Annotated in this window: 19 protein-coding genes; 9 read left to right on the plus strand and 10 right to left on the minus strand. The window is 69.1% G+C overall.

The features are described from left to right. Window positions 1-4: 4 nt before the first annotated feature. Window positions 5-1024, plus strand: a complete 1020-nt coding sequence (gene ilvC / locus QFZ27_RS22095; protein WP_429228600.1) for a ketol-acid reductoisomerase — start codon at window positions 5-7, stop codon at window positions 1022-1024. 51 nt (window positions 1025-1075) lie between these two features. On the opposite strand, the gene QFZ27_RS22100 is transcribed toward ilvC, so the two are convergent. Both QFZ27_RS22100 and QFZ27_RS22105 read right to left on the minus strand, forming a co-directional pair. Then, window positions 1076-1903, minus strand: a complete 828-nt coding sequence (locus QFZ27_RS22100; protein ID WP_429228601.1) for an amino acid permease — start codon at window positions 1901-1903, stop codon at window positions 1076-1078. Next, window positions 1885-2445 carry an amino acid permease gene (locus QFZ27_RS22105; protein WP_429228602.1) on the minus strand — a complete coding sequence of 187 codons (561 nt, stop codon included), beginning with the start codon at window positions 2443-2445 and terminating at the stop codon, window positions 1885-1887. Before QFZ27_RS22105 ends, QFZ27_RS22100 begins: the two co-directional genes overlap by 19 nt. A gap of 146 nt (window positions 2446-2591) precedes the next feature. Here QFZ27_RS22105 and QFZ27_RS22110 point away from each other — a divergent pair, with 146 nt between their 5' ends. Beyond that, window positions 2592-2849, plus strand: coding sequence for a hypothetical protein (locus QFZ27_RS22110; protein WP_429228603.1), 258 nt, complete (start codon window positions 2592-2594; stop codon window positions 2847-2849). A 5-nt stretch (window positions 2850-2854) separates the two neighbouring features. On the opposite strand, the gene QFZ27_RS22115 is transcribed toward QFZ27_RS22110, so the two are convergent. Beyond that, window positions 2855-3073 (minus strand): hypothetical protein, encoded by a 219-nt coding sequence (locus QFZ27_RS22115; RefSeq protein ID WP_429228604.1) that lies wholly within the window; start codon window positions 3071-3073, stop codon window positions 2855-2857. Between the two features lie 290 nt (window positions 3074-3363). Next, window positions 3364-4002, minus strand: a complete 639-nt coding sequence (locus QFZ27_RS22120) for a hypothetical protein (protein WP_429228605.1) — start codon at window positions 4000-4002, stop codon at window positions 3364-3366. 201 nt (window positions 4003-4203) lie between these two features. Between QFZ27_RS22120 and QFZ27_RS22125 the strand changes: the two genes are divergently transcribed. Both QFZ27_RS22125 and QFZ27_RS22130 read left to right on the plus strand, forming a co-directional pair. Then, the gene (locus QFZ27_RS22125) at window positions 4204-6156 is read left to right on the plus strand and encodes a hypothetical protein (RefSeq protein ID WP_429228606.1); all 1953 of its coding nucleotides are present in this window, start codon (window positions 4204-4206) and stop codon (window positions 6154-6156) included. A 51-nt stretch (window positions 6157-6207) separates the two neighbouring features. After that, window positions 6208-7725, plus strand: a complete 1518-nt coding sequence (locus tag QFZ27_RS22130; protein WP_429228607.1) for a calcium-binding protein — start codon at window positions 6208-6210, stop codon at window positions 7723-7725. Window positions 7726-7867: 142 nt separating this feature from the next. On the opposite strand, the gene QFZ27_RS22135 is transcribed toward QFZ27_RS22130, so the two are convergent. The 6 genes from QFZ27_RS22135 to QFZ27_RS22160 all read right to left on the minus strand — a co-directional run bounded on the left by QFZ27_RS22135 (window position 7868) and on the right by QFZ27_RS22160 (window position 11546). Further along, a complete protein-coding gene (locus tag QFZ27_RS22135) occupies window positions 7868-8134 on the minus strand; it encodes a hypothetical protein (RefSeq protein ID WP_429228608.1) in 267 nt (88 codons plus the stop codon). 19 nt (window positions 8135-8153) lie between these two features. Further along, window positions 8154-8819, minus strand: coding sequence for a DedA family protein (locus QFZ27_RS22140; RefSeq protein ID WP_429228610.1), 666 nt, complete (start codon window positions 8817-8819; stop codon window positions 8154-8156). 73 nt (window positions 8820-8892) lie between these two features. After that, the gene (locus tag QFZ27_RS22145; protein ID WP_429228611.1) at window positions 8893-9489 is read right to left on the minus strand and encodes a DUF2076 domain-containing protein; all 597 of its coding nucleotides are present in this window, start codon (window positions 9487-9489) and stop codon (window positions 8893-8895) included. 4 nt (window positions 9490-9493) lie between these two features. Beyond that, window positions 9494-10213 carry a Bax inhibitor-1/YccA family protein gene (locus QFZ27_RS22150; RefSeq protein WP_429228612.1) on the minus strand — a complete coding sequence of 240 codons (720 nt, stop codon included), beginning with the start codon at window positions 10211-10213 and terminating at the stop codon, window positions 9494-9496. A gap of 26 nt (window positions 10214-10239) precedes the next feature. Beyond that, window positions 10240-10995, minus strand: coding sequence for an anti-sigma factor family protein (locus QFZ27_RS22155; RefSeq protein WP_429228613.1), 756 nt, complete (start codon window positions 10993-10995; stop codon window positions 10240-10242). Between the two features lie 5 nt (window positions 10996-11000). Continuing rightward, complete coding sequence (locus QFZ27_RS22160) at window positions 11001-11546, minus strand: sigma-70 family RNA polymerase sigma factor (RefSeq protein ID WP_429228614.1); 546 nt, start codon at window positions 11544-11546, stop codon at window positions 11001-11003. Window positions 11547-11730: 184 nt separating this feature from the next. On the opposite strand from QFZ27_RS22160, the gene QFZ27_RS22165 reads away from it, so the two are divergent. The 5 genes from QFZ27_RS22165 (at window position 11731) to mrdA (ending at window position 17864) form a co-directional block, all read left to right on the plus strand. Further along, complete coding sequence (locus QFZ27_RS22165) at window positions 11731-13329, plus strand: glycosyltransferase family protein (protein ID WP_429228615.1); 1599 nt, start codon at window positions 11731-11733, stop codon at window positions 13327-13329. A 158-nt stretch (window positions 13330-13487) separates the two neighbouring features. Beyond that, complete coding sequence (locus tag QFZ27_RS22170) at window positions 13488-14525, plus strand: rod shape-determining protein (RefSeq protein WP_429228616.1); 1038 nt, start codon at window positions 13488-13490, stop codon at window positions 14523-14525. A gap of 91 nt (window positions 14526-14616) precedes the next feature. After that, window positions 14617-15486 (plus strand): rod shape-determining protein MreC, encoded by an 870-nt coding sequence (gene mreC / locus QFZ27_RS22175; protein ID WP_429228617.1) that lies wholly within the window; start codon window positions 14617-14619, stop codon window positions 15484-15486. Continuing rightward, complete coding sequence (mreD, locus tag QFZ27_RS22180) at window positions 15483-16001, plus strand: rod shape-determining protein MreD (RefSeq protein ID WP_429228618.1); 519 nt, start codon at window positions 15483-15485, stop codon at window positions 15999-16001. Before mreC ends, mreD begins: the two co-directional genes overlap by 4 nt. 3 nt (window positions 16002-16004) lie before the next feature. After that, on the plus strand, window positions 16005-17864 hold the full coding sequence (gene mrdA / locus QFZ27_RS22185; RefSeq protein ID WP_429228619.1) for a penicillin-binding protein 2: 1860 nt from the start codon (window positions 16005-16007) through the stop codon (window positions 17862-17864). The last annotated feature ends 54 nt before the right edge of the window (window positions 17865-17918 follow it).

A 17918-nucleotide genomic window follows, 5' to 3' on the forward strand; every position in this document is an offset into this window, starting at 1 on the left:
AGCTATGCGCGTTTATTACGACCGCGACGCGGATGTGAACCTGATCAAGTCGAAGAAGGTGGTGATCGTCGGCTATGGCAGCCAGGGCCATGCCCATGCCGCTAATCTGCGCGACAGCGGCGCCAAGGATGTGCGCATCGCCCTGCGTCCCGAGAGCCCGACCGTGAAGAAGGCCGAGGCGGCCGGCTTCACCGTGATGTCGCCGGCCGAGGCCGCCGCCTGGGGCGACGTGCTGATGATGTGCACGCCGGACGAGCTGCAGGCCGACATCTATGCCCGCGACCTGGCGCCGAACATGAAGGAAGGCGCCGCCATCGCCTTCGCGCACGGCCTGAACGTGCACTTCAACCTGATCGTGCCGCGCAAGGACCTGGACGTGTTCATGGTGGCGCCGAAGGGCCCGGGCCACACCGTGCGCTCGGAGTACCAGAAGGGCGGCGGCGTGCCGTGCCTGATCGCGGTCGACCAGAACGCGACCGGCGCCGCGCTCGACATCGGCCTGTCCTACGCCTCGGCGATCGGCGGCGGCCGCGCCGGCATCATCGAGACCACCTTCAAGGAAGAGTGCGAGACCGACCTGTTCGGCGAGCAGGTGGTGCTGTGCGGCGGCCTGACCGCGCTGATCATGGCCGGCTACGAGACCCTGGTCGAGGCCGGCTATGCGCCGGAGATGGCCTATTTCGAGTGCCTGCACGAGGTCAAGCTGATCGTCGACCTGATGTATGAGGGCGGCATCGCCAACATGCGCTACTCGATCTCCAACACCGCCGAATACGGCGACTACGTCACCGGCCCGCGGATCATCACTGACGAGACCAAGAAGGAGATGAAGCGGGTGCTGGAAGACATCCAGTCCGGCCGCTTCACCCGCGACTGGATGCTCGAGAACAAGGTCGGCCAGGCCAGCTTCAAGGCCACCCGCCGCCGCCAGGCCGAGCACGACATCGAGAAGGTCGGCGAGAAGCTGCGCGCGATGATGCCGTGGATCGCCAAGAACAAGCTGGTCGACAAGGCCAAGAACTGAACCGGACCTCGACCCGGAGACGGAAAGGGCCCCGCGAGGGGCCCTTTTCTTTTACTCGGCCGGCGCCGCGACGCCCTTGCCGAACACGGCCCGCCGCAGTCCCCAGGCGGTGACCACCACCGCGGCCGAGGCCAGGCTGAGCAGGATCTGCGACCGGGTGTCGGGCTGGAACCACATCGCCACCAGCACCGCCGCCATGCCGGCGATGGTGAGCAGGGTGAGCACCGGGTAGAGCCACATCTTCACCCGCAGCCGCTGCGGCGGCGTGCGCGGGCGCAGCACCAGCTGCGACACGGCGATCATCAGATAGACGAACAGGATGACGGCGCCGGAGGAGTTCAGCAGGAACAGGAACACCGTGTCGGGCGAGACATAGGCGGCGACGACCGAGAGATAGCCGATCAGGGTCGAGGCCAGGATCGCCCGCGCCGGCACGCCGCCCTTGGTGGTGCGGGTCAGGGCGGTGGGGGCCTCGCGCCGGCCGGCCAGCACGAACAGCATGCGCGAGGCGGTGTAGAGGCCGGAGTTCAGGCAGGACAGCACCGCGGTCAGCACCACGGCGTTCATCAGGTCCGCGGCCCCGGGGATGCCCATCCGCGCGAAGGCGACGACGAAGGGCGATTCCTTCGGCGCCAGGCTGTCCCAGGGCAGGATCACGGTCAGCAGGAACACCGAGCCGATGTAGAAGATCAGGATCCGCACCACGACGGAGCGGGTGGCCTTCACCACCGCGCGCTCCGGGTCCTTGGCCTCGGCCGCGGCGATGGTGGCGATCTCCGCCCCCACCATCGAGAACACCACGACGACGATGCCGGAGAAGATCGCCCCGACCCCGTTCGGCAGGAAGCCGGCGGACGGCGTCAGGTTGGAGAAGTCCATGGCGTGGCCGGGCCACAGCCCGAATACATAGCGGTGCCGAGCAGCAGGAACACCGCGATGGTCGCGACCTTGATGCCGGCGAACCAGTATTCGAACTCGCCGAAGGACCGGACCGAGTAGAGGTTGGTCGCGGTCATCAGCAGCAGGAGACCCAGCGACGCCGCCCACAGCGGCACGTCCGGCAGCCATTTCTGCAGCAGGCCGGCGCCGGCCACCGCCTCGAACCCGACCACGATCACCCAGAAGTACCAGTACAGCCAGGCCACGGTAAAGCCGGCCCAGTCGCCCAACGCCAGCCTTGCGTAGTCGGAGAAGGAGCCGGTGGAGGGGTTGGCCGCCGCCATCTCGCCCAGCATGCGCATCACCATGATGATCAGCACGCCGGTGACGGCATAGGTCAGGAAGGCACCCGGGCCGACCGTGCCGATGATCGAGCTGGAGCCGACGAACAGGCCGGCACCGATGACGCCGCCGATCGCGATCATGCTGAGGTGGCGCTGCTGCAGGCCCTGATGGAGCCCGCCCTCCGGTGCTGCGGCCATGGTTCGATCTTCTTCTTGTGGACCCGATGCGCGGCCTCCTAGCCTGATTTGACCGACCGCACACGCGATTTTGTCGGGAATGAAGCGTTCTAGCCCGTATGCGACGCCGGCTGTAGGATTTCCGCCCGCGATCCAGGGAGATGTGCATGACGAGCTATCGTGATGAGGATGTGGCCCATCTCGCCCGGATGGTCGGGCTGGCCAGATCCGATCCCGACAATATCCAGCTGCTGTCGCCACGCGACGCCTGCGCCGTGGCGCTGCTGCTGAACCGCCTCGACCTGCTGCCGGAGGCGCAGCGCCATCCGCTCGCGGCGCTGGAGCTGCTGGGCCCGGCCGGACGGGAGATGGTGCTCGACCTGTACCACCGACACGCCGGCACCGACGCGTCGCAGGACGCTTAGGCGGATCAGCCGGGGGTGGAGGCGATCGGCGCCAGCAGCAGGATGGCGCCGATGGCGATCAGCGCCAAGCCCGGCCAATTCGCCTTCAGCCCGAAGCCGCGCAGGCTGAACGACCGCTTCTCGCGATTGAAGCGGCCGACCCAGATGCCCTGGAAGGCCGAATAGACCAGCCCGGCGATGACCAGGAGCGCGCCGATCAGGGGCAATAGAGCAGTCGATGTCATGCGACCTCCAACGGTGAACCGCCCAGCGGAAAGGGGGCGGTGTCGGACGGATCGACCACAGATCAACGGCGCCGGGCCTGGCGAGGTTCCGATCCGCGGCCGCAAGCGCCTGCGGCCTCTCCCGCGGCGCGGGAAAGGCGAAACAATCGGATCTCACAGGCTGAGCAGACCCAACTCCCCTTTCTGTCAGGCCCGGGCTTGACCCGGGCATCCGGAGATGTCGAAGCCGCTCTGGGTGGCCTCTGGATTGCCGGGTCAAGCCCGGCAATGACAGCAGAAGGAGATTGCGGTCATCCCGTATCCGGCGGCTTCGGCTTGCGGCGGCCGGCGCCGGCCGAGCGAGGCTCGGGCGGATCCTCCGGATCAGCCTCCTCGCCATCCTCCGGCGGGATGAAGCCGTAATGCTCCATCGCCTCGTCGGCCATCTCCAGCCAGCGCTCCACATTCGGCGGGAAACCCCAGCGCCGGCACAGGGCGGCCACCGCGACCTCCGGCCGGCTGGCTGCGATCAGCTCGGCCACCTCCGGCCGCTCGACCCGCTCGCACACCTCGGCGACGCGGCGGTCGACCTCCTCATCGTCCTCGGACACCTCATAGGCGGCAGCCAGCATCGCCAGCTTCACCCGAAGGTCGTGCCAATCCTCCTGGGCCGATTCGCGCTTCGCCGCGGCCTTGCGCCGGTCGTCGCGATGATTGGCGAACTTGTCCTCCAGCAGCAGGGTCAGCCGCAGCGACTTGGTGACCACGGCGATGCGCTGGGAATAGTCGGCGCCGGGCTGCGGTGCCTCGACCGCCTCGGTGCGGGTCGCCTCCATGATCTCCATATGGATCTCGGCCGCCCGGGCGAGCATGCGCAGATGCCGCGCCGCCCGCTCCTCCTGGGGAGTGGCCGGGGCTTCCGACATCCGATCGGTCTGCGCCTTGTCCATGGAACATAGCATGAACGTAGTCGCGTATTAATACAACTGCACAATGTGTTTACTGATTCCACCCGACGCCGGTCCGAGCCTGAACGTGCCGGATCTGCCACGGTTCCGGTGCGCCTCCGCCTGTGCCGGGGGGAACAGCCGGTGATCGGCGGATGTCGTATCTCTCCGGTCATTCAAGGATCGGGTTCGGAGCACACCATCATGCCCGTCGTCGACGGAACCGCGGGGAAGGATTTCATCCACACCTCGTCTGACGGCCTTGTCGCCCCACCCGGCTTCCAGGGGAACGCCGGTGCCGACGATCTGAACGACATCATCCGGGCGGGGGCGGGGGACGACATCGTCGTGTCCGGCGCCGGCGCCGATTTTGTCGATGGCGGCACCGGCAACGACGTGCTGAGGGGAGGACTCGACGACGACACCTTGTTCGGTGGCGATGGCGACGACACCCTGACTGCGGACGCAGGTGCCGACAATCTGGTCGGCGGCGCCGGAATCGACACAGTGTCCTACGCCGAGAGTTCCGAAGGTATCAGCACAAGTATCGGCTCCAATGTCTTTATCAATTTGCCCAGTGCTGCCGCTCGGGGCGCCATTGCCAACGACATCGAGAACATCACCGGATCGCAGTTCGATGACGTCTTCGGGGGCTCGGCGGCGGACAATGTTCTTCGCGGACTCGGTGGCGATGACATCCTGGTGGGTGGGTTCGGGGCCAACGGCGATGACACGCTGGACGGCGGCGATGGCGATGACATCCTGACAGGGGGGCTCGGGAAGGACCGCCTCATCGGCGGCGCCGGCATCGATCGCATCGAGTACCAAGACAACTTCACCGCCGGCATCAGCGTGAACCTGACGACTCTGGCCGTCGCGGGCGGCACCGCCCAGGGAGATGTGATCGGCGGCGACATCGAGAACGTCATCGGCGGCGACGCCAACGACACGCTGATCGGATCGGCGGTCGGCAACGAGCTCCTCGGCGGCGATGGAAACGATTCTCTGGCCGGCATGAGCGGCATCGACGTGCTGGATGGAGGGGCGGGAGACGACGCGTTGCGCGGTGGTGCCGGGGCCGACGCGCTCGACGGCGGCGCCGGCATTGACACCGCGACCTACAGCGACAGCGTCGGCAGCGTGATCGTCAACCTCACCGGCGGCACCGCGGCGGGAAGCGACGCCCAGGGCGACTCGCTGAGCGCCATCGAGAACCTTAACGGCAGCCAGTTCGGCGACGAACTGTTCGGCTCCACGGCCGACAACGTCCTGAACGGCCTCGGCGGCGGCGATCTCCTGTTCGGGGCCGACGGCAACGACCTCCTGGTGGGTGGGGCGGGGGCGGATCGCCTCATCGGAGGAGGCGGCGTCGACACCGTCAGCTACGGCGAGGGCAGCATCGGCGTGGTGGTGGATCTCGACACCGGCCTGTGCAGCGGCGGCAACGCCCAGGGCGACGAGGCGTCCGATATCGACAACGCCATCGGCAGCCAGGGGAACGATCGGCTGACCGGTCACGGTGGCACTAACCTCCTGCGCGGCGGGGTCGGCAACGACATCCTCGACGGTGGCTTCGGCACCGATGTGCTCGACGGCGGCAGCGGCATCGACCTGGTCACCTATTTCGGCGCCGTGGCCGGAGTGAAGGTGAACCTGCAGGCCGGGACCGGCAGCGATGGCGAGGCCCAGGGCGACGGCTTCGTCTCGATCGAGAACGTCAATGGCGGCCAAGGCGGGGATGTCCTCACCGGCCATGCCGGCGGCAACGCTTTGAACGGCTTCGAGGGCAACGACGTGATCGCCGGCGGCGCCGGCAAGGACGCGCTGGACGGCGGCATCGGCGCCGACATCTTCGCCTTCGCCGCCCTCGGCGACAGCGTGGTCGGGGCCGATGCCGATCGGATCGTGGATTTCAGCCGGGCGCAGGGCGACCGTATCGACCTGGCGGCGATCGACGCCAGCACCGTCGCGGCCGGCAACCAGGCGTTCAGCTTCATCGGCTCGGGCCTATACCACCACGTCGCCGGCGAGCTGCGCTTCGCCGTCACCGGCGGCGTCACCACCATCGCCGGCGACGTGAACGGCGACGGCGCCTCGGACTTCCACATCGTGCTGACCGGCGCCATCGCGCCGCAGGCCGCCGACTTCGTTCTGTAGAGCCGGGCCGCCGCGGCGCCTCCTCACCATCTCCTGCACAAGGGTAGAATCATGACCGTCTTCATCGGATCCGAAGGCTTCGACGCCATCACCGGCACGGCCGACGGCGACACGATCGACGGGGCGGGCGGTGATGACGATCTGGCCGGCCTCGGCGGGAACGACTCCGTCTTCGGCAGTGAAGGCGACGACGACATCGATGCCGGAGAAGGGAGCGATTTCGCCGATGGCGGGGTCGGCGATGACGATATCCTCGGCGCTTCTGGAGACGATCGGCTCGACGGCGGCAGGGGATCGGATAGCATCGACGGCGGCGACGGCGATGACACGATCCTCGGCGGGATCGGGGATGACCTGCTTACTGGCAGTTTCGGCAGCGACAGCCTGGACGGGAGCGAGGGCGCCGACACCCTGAGGGGGGATGATGGAAATGACACGCTGATCGGTGGCGCCGGGAGTGACGCGATCGAAGGCGGTGCCGGAGCCGACATCCTGGTCGGCGAGACGCCGCCGGTCGCCGGCGTGCCGCCACTCGGCCAATTCGCGACGGACGGTTTCATCTGGACCGCGCTCGACGGCACTGATGACGACCGGATCCTCGACTTCTTTCCCGGGGTCGACATCCTGTCCCTCAACTTCTGTTCCGAATTCGCGACGGTGCAGGCGCTGCTCGGCACCGTGGGCGGCCATGCCGTGCTGTCGGTGTCGCGCGGCGGCGAGATCGCCACCATGACGCTGGAGGGCGTCGCCGCCTCGGCCATCACGGCGCGGGAGCTGTTCCTCATCGACGGCAGCCCGTCGGCGGAGAGCGTAGCCGGCGGAGCTGCCGCGGACGACCTGTTCGGCCAGTTCGGCAATGATGTGCTGAGCGGGGCGGGCGGGAACGACCGGCTGTTCGGGGAGCAGGATGACGACACGCTGGATGGCGGGCTCGGCGACGACCGGCTGTTCGGCGGCGGCGGCAACGACATCCTCCGCGGCGGCGCCGGCGCGGACCGGCTGGACGGCGGCGCGGATGTGGATCTCGCCAGCTACTTCACCGGCACCGCCGGGGTGGCTGCCAGCCTGGTCGGCGGCACGGGCAGCGGTGGCGATGCCCAGGGCGACACGCTGACCGGGATCGAGAACCTGTCCGGCAGCCAGGGCAATGACAGCCTGGTCGGAAGCAGCAGCGCCAATGTGCTGCAGGGCTGGAACGGCAGCGACGTGCTCACCGGGGCCGGCGGCCAGGACACGCTCACCGGGGGCGCCGGGGCCGACCGCTTCGTCTACAGCAGTGCGGCGCAGAGTGTGGTCGGCGCCGGGGCCGACCGGATCACAGATTTCAGCCGGGCCCAGGGCGACCGTATCGACCTGGCGGCGATCGACGCCAACAGCGTGGCGGCGGGCAACCAGGCGTTCAGCTTCATCGGCTCGGGCCTATACCACCACGTCGCCGGCGAGCTGCGCTTCGCCGTCACCGGCGGCGTCACCACCATTGCCGGAGACGTCAACGGCGACGGCAATTCCGACTTCCACATCATGCTGGCCGGAGCGATCGCGCTGACGGCAGGCGATTTCGTGCTTTAGAGCGGACCGATCCGAGGATGGTCGGGTTCGTTCTGGCTGCACGACTGGATGGCCACCCTCGGCTTTCGCAGGGGTCGCCATGACGAGGGGGCGGAGAGTCGACCTTAAGAAGGTTTGGTATAAACTCGTTCCGCTCCAGGCCTCAGCCGGCGCGGAACAGGCCCAGGCGCTGCAGCAGCCGGCCGATGCCACGGCCCAGCCGCTCGGCGACGCTGGCGGGGCGAGGGGCCTCACGGGTCGGCCCCGCCGTCGGGGGACGGTGGGTCTCCGAATCCTCGCCACCACCGAAGGCGGCGCGCGCCTGCTCCAGCAGCATCGGGATCGACCGCGCCTGACGCAGCAGCAGGGGCAGGAACAGGAGCGCGACCACCGCGCCGATGATCAGGAGCTTTACACCGCTGAGGCCCATGACCGCTGCCTCCTCTTCCTCAGGCCTGCTCGCCGGCGGCTCGGTTCCGGCGGACGCGGACCGGGACGGCGCGGCGGGAGGCGAATTTGGCGAAGACCGCCAGGGTCAGGGCGCCGGCCAGCAGCGGGCCGCCGGTCATGACGATCCACTGGGTCTCGCCGATGCCTTCCAGCTCGCCGACACCTTGCGCCACCAGCCAGCCGGGCGCCAGCATGGCGGGAACCCAGACGATGGCCGACAGCACGTTGGCGATCTGGAAGCGGGCAGGGCGCATGCGCATGATCCCGGCGATCAGCGGCACCACGGCGCGCAGCGGCCCCAGGAAGCGGCCGAGGAAGATCGAGGCGGTGCCCCAGCGGCGGAAGAACAGCCGGCCGCGGGCGATCATCGCCCGGTCGCGCGAGAACGGCCAGACATTGCGGGCGTTCGGCCCCAGCTTCTGCCCCAGCCAGTAGGACACGGCATCGCCCAGCACGGCTCCGGCGATCGACCACAGGATCACCGGGACGGGATGCAGCAGGCCGCCGCCGACCAGGGCGCCGGTGGCCAGCATCAGGGCGGTGCAGGGGACGAACAGGCCGACCACGGCCATGGATTCGCCGAAGGCCAGCAGGAACAGGATCGGTCCCGCCCAGGCCTGGTTGTCGGCAATGAACTGCGTGACCTGCGCAACGAAGGATTCCACGGATAATGTCCGATCGGCTCACGTGAAAAAAAGGAAGGCCGGAGGCGCGAACGCCTCCGGCCCCATACTACTCTCAGAGTTCCTCGCCGCCCATATCGAACCCGGCGTCGGACGCCAGGTCGCCGGCGGTGTCCTCCGCCGCCTGGGTGAGGTCCCCGGCCGCCTGGGCCACATCGGGGGTGAAGGCGTTCATCAGAAGGTTGCCGAGGACGACACCGCCGGCCACGCCCATCGCGGTCTGCATCGCGCCGGCCATGAAGCCGCCACCGCCGCCGGGCCGGCCGTAACCCTGCTGGGCGCCGTAGCCGCCCCGCTGGTCGCCATAGCCAGGCTGCGCCCCGTAGCCGGGCTGGGCCTGCTGCCGCCCCCAGGGCGAGGCGCCCGGCTGCGGCCGCTGCTGCTGGCCGCCGCCGAACAGCCCGGCCAGGAAGCCGCCGGCCGCCGGCTGCGCGGCGCGCCGCTCCAGCTCGTTGATCTGGGCCTGGGCGGCCGCCAGCGCCTGCTCCTGCACCAGGATGACCTGGGCCATGTAGTAGGCGGCGGCCGGCTGCTCGGTGAGGCGGCGCCGGATCAGCTCCTCGGCACCGGCATCGCGCGGGCCGCCGTCACGCTCGGCCCGCGCCAGCTTCGTGAAGAGGTCGTCGATGGCCTGCTTCTCGGTGTCGTACACGCGGTTACTCCTCTCGGGTGACGCCGGTCAGCTGCAGCAGCAGCTGGAACATGTTGATGAAGTTCAGGTACAGCGACAGCGCGCCCATCAGCGCCATCTTGTTCAGGCTCTCGCTGCCGTAATGCTCGGCGTATTCCGCCTTGATCCGCTGGGTGTCCCAGGCGGTCAGGCCGGTGAAGATCAGCACGCCTGCGACCGAGACGATGAACTGCAGCGCGGTCGAGCCGAGGAAGATGTTGACGATGCTGGCGATGATGATGCCGACCAGGCCCATCATCAGGAACGAGCCGAAGCGGGAGAGGTCGGCCTTGGTGGTGTAGCCGTACAGGCTCATCGCGCCGAACATGACTGCGGTGATCATGAAGGTGCGGGCGATGCTGGTCCCGGTGAACACCAGGAAGATCGACGCCATCGACAGGCCCATGGCGCCGCAGAACGCCCAGAACACCAGCTGCGCCGTGGAGGAGGAGACGGCGTGGATGCGGAACGACAGGAAGAAGACGAACGCCAGCGGCGCCAGCATCACCACCCATTTCAGCGGGCTGGTGAAGATCGGGATGTAGATCGCCGGGGTGCTGGCGACCAGGAAGGCCACGAGGCCGGTCAGGAGCAGGCCAAGGCCCATGTAGTTGTATACGCGCAGCATGTGCTGGCGCAGGCCGACATCGAGCTCGGCGGCCGTCGGGCGCGCCGTCGTCTGCCATTGATATTGCGGCGTATTCATGGGGTCGTTCACTCCTTGAGGATCGTTCAGTACAAGGTGTCGGCGAGGCCGTTGGCGGCCGTCAGCAGGTCGTCCGCCTTCGCCTCGGCGCAGAGCGCGTAGACCGAGGGGCCGACCTGCCAGTAGGCGACGGTGACGTCCTTCGCCCGCTGCGCCTGCGGCGGCTGCACGTCGAAGCCGTCGGTGGCGGCGGCGAACAGCGTCACCAGACCGAACCGGTCGGTGTCGATCGTCGCCTCGAAGCCGGAGCCGCCGTCCCAGGGCACAACCTCGATCGACCGGATCGACCAGCCCTGCGGCAGGTCGGGCAGGGTGATCGGGGCCTTGGCCAGGTCTTCCGGCTTGACGCCGCCCTTGGGCTCGGCCGGGTCGACCAGATGGCGGTACAGCACGGTGCGGTATGCGTCGCCGGCCTCGTCGGCATAGGCCGGGATATTCGCCGAGGCGGTGTCGATCCGGGTGACGCCCAGGATCGACTGGGCGCCCCAGCCGATGCCGACCAGCAGCACCACCGCGGCCACCCGGCGCAGGCGGATCGTCAGCCGGCGCCAGCGCACGGCGCGGCCGAGCAGCCGGGCGTTCTCATAGCTGGCGACGCGGATGCCGGCATCCTCGGCGAAGGCCAGGCGCAGCGCGTCGCGCAGGCGCAGATCGGCCATCACCTGGGCGGCGAGGGCGGGGTTGGCCTCGAGACAGGCCTCGATCTCGATCCGGCGCGGCAGGTCGAGCTCGCCGTCGATATAGGCCTGGATCTCGGCTTCGGACGGGATGGTCTGGGGCATGGTCATCACTCCACCAGCCGCAGATGCGGCGGGGCCGGTCCGTCGATGCGGGTCGCAGGGGCCTCGGCGCTGCCGACGGTCTCGCGCAGCGCCGCCCGGGCCCGGCCCAGGCGCGACATCAGCGTGCCGAGCGGGATGCCGAGGATGGTCGCCGCCTCCTGGTAGCGGAACTCCTCGACCGCCACGAGCAACAGCGCCTCGCGCTGCTCCTCCGGCAGGGTCAGCAGGGCCCGCTGCACCTGGGCCAGCTGGACGCGGGCATCCTGGCTCGGTGCCCCGGATCGGGGTGCGAACTCCGTCGCCTGGGCAATGCGGGCGTCCTCGGCGCGGCGGCCGCGCAGCCGCGAGGCATGGGCGTTGTGCATGATCGAGAACAGCCACGGGCGCAGCGCCCGGTCCGGCTGCCAGCCGCGCCGCCCCTCATAGGCCTTCAGCAGGGTGTCCTGCAGCAGGTCCTCGGCCTCGGCGGCATCGCGGGTCAGGACCAGGGCATAGCGCTTCAGCCCCGGCAGCTCGGCGATGACGTCGAAATCATCCTTGCGGCGTTTCATGCTCCATATACGCAGCTGCCGGCGATTTTAATCCGCGCCGCACTTTCATCCCTGGCGGGGCCGGACAAACTCCGAACAAGATCCCCTGGATATGATGCTTTTTCCGAGGTTTTTTCAGACGAAAACCGGATTGCGGGTGTTATAGGCAGCAACACTCGATAGTCCGGCCGAGATTCGGAGCGACATGACCGACGATACTGTGGAGCAACGCCGATCGGTCGACTCGCCCGTGTCCGATCGCTATCCGGGTCGTCCGGTCGGTGCCGCAGCTGCCTCGGTCGCCCTGCCGTACCCGTCCCGGCCCGGCGTGCTCGACGGCTGGCCGGGCTGGCTGGTCGGCCTCGCCGGGCTCCTGACCCTCGGGCTGCTGCTCCGCTTCGTCCTGGCCTTGGCGTTCCCGCGCATCCACCATGCCGACGAGCTGTTCCAGTATTACGAGCAGGCGCACCGGCTGGCCTTCGGCCAGGGCATGGTGCCCTGGGAGTATCGCGAGGGCATCCGCTCCTGGCTGCTGCCGGGGATGCTGGCCGGGCTGATGAAGGCGGTGTCCTGGGTCAGCGACGACCCGGCCTCCTATCTCGCCGTGTCGAAGGCGCTGTGGTCGGCGCTGTCGCTGAGCATCCCGGTGGTCGCCTTCCTCTGGGCCCGGCGCGCCGCCGGGCTGACGGCGGGGCTGACCGCAGCCTTCATCGCCACGATCTGGTTCGAGCTGGTCTATTACGCGCCGACGGCGCTGACCGAATCGATCGCCACCAGCCTGCTGCTGGTCGCCTGCTGGCTGGCCTGGACCGCGGAGACGGTCGACCGCCGGCGGCTGATCTGGGCGGGGGTGCTGTTCGGCCTGGTCTTCGTCTTCCGCTTCCACCTGCTGCCGGCGATCCTGACCGCGGCCGTGGTCGCCAGCCGCGGCGACTGGCGCGGCCGGCTGCGGCCGATGCTGCTGGCCGGAATGGTCCCGGTGGTGCTGTGCAACGGGCTGCTCGACTGGGCGACGCTGGGCTGGCCGTTCCAGTCGGTGCTGAAGAACTTCTGGATCAACATCGTCGAGGAGAAGAGCCACAGCTTCGGCGTGATGCCGCTGGGCTTCTACTTCGAGGAATATGTCCGGGTCTGGTCGTGGTGGCTGGCGCCGATGGCGGCGCTGATCGTGCTGGGCGCGCGCGGCCAGCCGATGCTGGTGGCGGTGCCGCTGGCGGTGGTGCTGTCGCACAGCCTGGTTGCCCACAAGGAATACCGCTTCGTCCTGCCGGCGCTGCCTTTCCTGCTGATCATGGCGGCGCTGGGCACCGAGCGGCTGGCGCGCCGCCTGGCGGGTCTGGCGGCCGAACGCTGGCCGGCCGAACGTTGGGCGCGCGGGCCGCGCTGGGTTCCCCTGGCCGTGCTCTGCGCCGCCTGGGTGCTGGCCTCGGGCCTGCTCTCGGCCAGCGACCGCTGGGTCCCGGAATGGAGCCGCGTCGCCCCGGGCATCGCCACCGCCACGGCGTTGCATGACCGCGAGACGCTGTGCGGCGTCGGCCTGCTGACGCCCTGGTGGGACCTGCCGGGCTACACCACCCTGCACCGCGACGTGCCGGTGTTCTGGTTCGGCGACGACACGCGGCGGTTGTGGCGGTCGGCCCCGTCCTTCAACTATGTGATGGCAAGGCCGCAGCAGATGCCGCCGAACACCGGCTACCGGCTGGAGAGCTGCCCCAGCGAGATCTGCCTGTACCGCCGGCCGGGGCAGTGCGCCGCGCCGCGCGACATCGGGATCAGCGGGTCGATGGCCGAGCGCGGCATGTGATATCGGGCGATCCCGGCTGCCATGATTCCGCCAGACTCTCCGCTTGAGACTCCGACCGCGCTGGTCTAAAGCAACGCGGCGGCGGGATCGGCCCGCCGCTCCCGCCCCTCGCTCTGGACCCGCCCAGCCGAGCCCGGCTGACAGGACATCACGGCCGCATGTTCAACTTCTTCGGTTTCCTCTCGGCTGACATGGCCATCGACCTGGGCACGGCGAACACGCTGGTCTACGTCAAGGGCCGAGGCATCGTCCTGAACGAGCCGTCGGTGGTGGCGATCGCCAACATCCGGGGTAAGAAGCAGGTCCTGGCGGTCGGCGACGAGGCCAAGCAGATGCTGGGCCGCACCCCGGGCAACATCACTGCCATCCGACCCCTCCGCGACGGCGTCATCGCCGATTTCGAGGTGGCGGAGGAGATGATCAAGCACTTCATCCGCAAGGTGCACAACCGGCGCAGCTTCGCGGCGCCGGAGGTGATCGTCTGCGTCCCCTCCGGCTCGACCGCGGTCGAGCGCCGCGCCATCCAGGAATCGGCCGAGAGCGCCGGCGCCCGCCGGGTCTACCTGATCGAGGAGCCGATGGCGGCGGCAATCGGCGCCGGCCTGCCGGTGACCGAGCCGACCGGCAGCATGGTGGTCGACATCGGCGGCGGCACCACCGAGGTGGCGGTGCTGTCGCTCGGCGGCATCGTCTATTCCCGCTCGGTCCGCGTCGGTGGCGACAAGATGGACGAGGCGATCATCGCCTACATCCGGCGCAACCATAACCTGCTGATCGGCGAGGGCTCGTCCGAGCGGATCAAGAAGGAGATCGGCTCCGCCGCCCCGCCGGAGGATGGCGAGGGCCGGTACATGGAGATCAAGGGCCGCGACCTCCTGAACGGCGTGCCGAAGGAGCTGGTGATCTCCGAACGGCAGATCGCCGAGAGCCTGTCCGAGCCGGTCAGCCAGATCGTCGAGGCGGTCAAGGTGGCGCTCGAGCACACCGCGCCGGAACTGGCGGCCGACATCGTCGACAAGGGCATCGTTCTGACCGGCGGCGGCTCGCTGCTGGGCAATCTCGACCTGGTGCTGCGGCACGCCACCGGACTGCCGGTGTCGATCGCCGACGATCCGCTGACCTGCGTCGCGCTGGGCACCGGCCGGGCGCTGGAAGAGATGAAGACGCTCAAGCACGTGTTGATCAACATGTACTGATCGGCGCCCCGGTGCATACTGGGGAAATCGGAAAGACGGTAGTACTCTGCCTTTCAGGAATCCGGTCTTGGGCGGACGGGACATGCGGATGATGCAGCGGAGCAGACCGGGGGTTCGCATCGCGGCCATCAGGGCCGTCGCGCACCGATTCTCCTTCGGCCTGCTGCTGTTCGCCGCGATCAGCCTCCTGATGGTCGGCAAGATCGACGCCGTGCTGCTGGACGGCGCCCGCGCCCGCGTGGTCGACGCCGTGGCGCCGATCCTCGACGCCATGTCGCGCCCGGCCGCCAGCGTCGCCCGGGTGGTGACGGAGATGCAGAGCCTGTCCGACATCCGCGGCGAGAACGCCCGGCTGCGGCAGGAGGTGGCGACGCTGCGGCAGTACCAGGACGTCACCTTCCGGCTCGAGGCCGAGAACCTGACCCTGCGCAACCTCTTGAACTACACGCCGGATTCGGCCCATTCCTTCCTGACCGCCCGGGTGGTGGCCGACAATGGCGGCGCCTTCGTGCGCAGCCTGACGATCAATCTCGGCTCCGCCAACGGCATCCGCGACGGCCAGGCGGTGCTCGGCGGCCGCGGCCTGATCGGCCGGATCGTGCAGACCGGCGACCATTCCGCCCGGGTGCTGCTGATCACCGACCTCAACGCCCGCATCCCGGTGGTGGTGGAGCGCACCCAGCAGCGCGCCATCATCGGCGGCGACAACACCGACCGGCCGCGGCTCCTGTACCTGCCGCCGGACGCTTCGATCCGGGTCGGCGACCGCATCGTCACCTCCGGCAATGGCGGCATGTTCCCGGCCGGCCTGCCGGTCGGCATCGTCGCCGCCGCCCAGGACAACGCCGTCCGCATCCAGCCGATCGAGCCGCTGGAGGCCGTCCCCTACGTCAAGGTCGTCGATTTCCGCAACCTCGATCCCGGGATGGCGATGCAGCCGGTGCCCGGCTTCGCGCAATGACCGGGGACCTGCTGCACAAGCTCGACCTCGCCGCCCGCCACGCCGCCCCGGGGGCCGTGACGCTGATCCTGGTGCTGGTCGGGGTGACGCCGACGCAACTGCCCTATTACAGCGCGATCGCGCCGCTGCTGCCGCTGGCCTCGGTCTATTACTGGGGCGTGCACCGGCCCGACCTGATGCCGATGTGGCTGATCTTCCTGGTCGGGCTGCTGCATGACGCGCTGACCGACTCGCCGATCGGGCTGCACGCCGCGATCCTGCTGCTGTGCCAATGGGTGCTGCTGCGCCAGCGCCGCTTCCTGGCCGGCCGGCCCTTCGCGGTGCTGTGGCTCGGCTACGCCGTGCTGGCCGCCGCCGTCACCGTGGTCGAATGGATCGGCGTCAGCCTCTACGACGTCGCGGTGGTGCCGCCGCGGCCGCTGCTGATCCGGCTGGTCCTGACCATCGCCATCTTCCCGCCGCTGGCCTGGCTGTTCATCCAGGTGCATCGCGGCTTCCTGCGGGCGGCGGACTAGACGATGGAGCGCGACACCGACCGCTCCCGCGGCTTCACCCGCCGCGCCTTCGCCCTCGGCGGGCTGAAGCTCGGCCTGCTCGGCGTGCTCGCCGGGCGGCTGTACTACCTCCAGGTCGAGGAGAGCGACCGCTACAAGGTGCTGGCCGAGTCCAACCGCATCAACATGCGGCTGCTGGCCCCCTCGCGCGGCCTGATCACCGACCGCTTCGGCACCCAGCTGGCGGTCAACGACCAGAACTTCCGGGTCGTGCTGGTGGCCGAGGAGGCGAAGGACATCCAGAGCGTGCTCGGCCGGCTGGGGCAGGGGGTGCCGCTGAGCGAGGCCGACCTGGCCCGCATCGTCCGTGACGTCAAGCGCCGCCGCGCCTTCGTGCCGGTGACGGTGAAGGAGAACCTGAGCTGGGAGCAGGTCTCCTGGATCGACGTCAACGGGCCGGAGCTGCCGGGCCTGTCGATCGAGGTCGGCGAATCCCGGCGCTACACCTTCGGCACCGAGATGGCCCATATCATCGGCTATGTCGGCGCCGTGGCCGAGGCCGACCTGACCGGCGAGCCGGTGCTGAGCCTGCCGGGCTTCCGCGTCGGCAAGTCGGGCGTCGAGCGGCAGTACGAGACCGGCCTGCGCGGTATCGCCGGGTCGAGCCAGGTCGAGGTCAACGCCGTCGGCCGGGTGATCCGCGAGATCAATCGGGAAGAGGGCAAGCCGGGCCAGGAGGTGCGGCTGACCATCGATTTCGAGCTGCAGCGCTATGTCATGGAGCGGCTGAAGACCGAGTTCAGCGCCGCCGCCGTGATCATGGACGTGCACAATGGCGATGTGCTGGCCATGGCCTCGCACCCGTCCTACGACGCCAACCTGTTCCCGAACGGCATCAGCACCGCCGATTGGCGCCGCCTGGTCGAGGATCCCTACGGCATCCTCAACAACAAGGTGATCAACGGCCAGTACCCGCCGGGGTCGACCTTCAAGATCGCGGTGGCGGCGACGGCGCTGGAGGCCGGGGTGGTCACACCGGACCAGCGCGTCTTCTGCCCCGGCTACGTCAATCTCGGCGACCACCGCTTCCACTGCTGGAAGCGCGGCGGCCATGGCAGCGTGAACGCGGTCGACGCGCTGGCCCAGTCCTGCGACGTCTATTTCTACGAGATGGCGCGGCGGCTCGGCATCGATCGGCTGGCCGAGGGCGCGAACAAGTTCGGCATCGGCCAGAAGCTCGGCGTCGACCTGCCGAACGAGCGGCCGGGGCTGATGCCGACCAAGGCCTGGAAGGAGGGGGCGATGGGCACCTCCTGGCAGCTCGGCGAATCGCTGATCGCCGGCATCGGCCAGGGCTATGTCCTGGCGACGCCGCTGCAGATGGCCACGATGACCGCTCGGCTGGTGAATGGCGGCAGGGCGGTGGTGCCGCGCCTGGTGATGGCGGTCGGCGACGAGGCGATGCCCGAGGTGCCGGACGTGCCGTCGATCGGCATCGCCAAAAGCCATATCGACACGGTGATCGAGGGGGCGGTGGCGGTGATGACCCGCGGCACCGGCAAGCGGTCGCAGATCAAGCAGAAGGGCATGGAGATGGGCGGCAAGAGCGGCACCAGCCAGGTCCGCCGCATCAGCATGGCCGAGCGCGCCGCCGGGGTGAACCCGGACAACTGGCCGTGGAACCAGCGCCACCATGCCTGGTTCGTCGCCTACGCCCCGGTCGGCGCGCCGCGCTACGCCTGCTCGGTGATCGTCGAGCATGGCGGCGGCGGCAGCGAATACGCCGCGCCGATCGCCCGCGACATCCTGCTGGAATGCCAGCAGCGCGAGTCCGGCCGGCGCCTGCTGTCGGCCGCGCCGGGGGACGGCGGCGACAAAGGTTGAGGCTTTCGTGAAGAAAGGGTTGCAACCGGTCCGGACGGCGGCTATATCACCGGC

Origin of the sequence: Inquilinus ginsengisoli (assembly GCF_050434925.1) — a bacterium.
In the GTDB taxonomy this organism is placed as follows: Bacteria; Pseudomonadota; Alphaproteobacteria; order DSM-16000; family Inquilinaceae; genus Inquilinus; species Inquilinus ginsengisoli_B.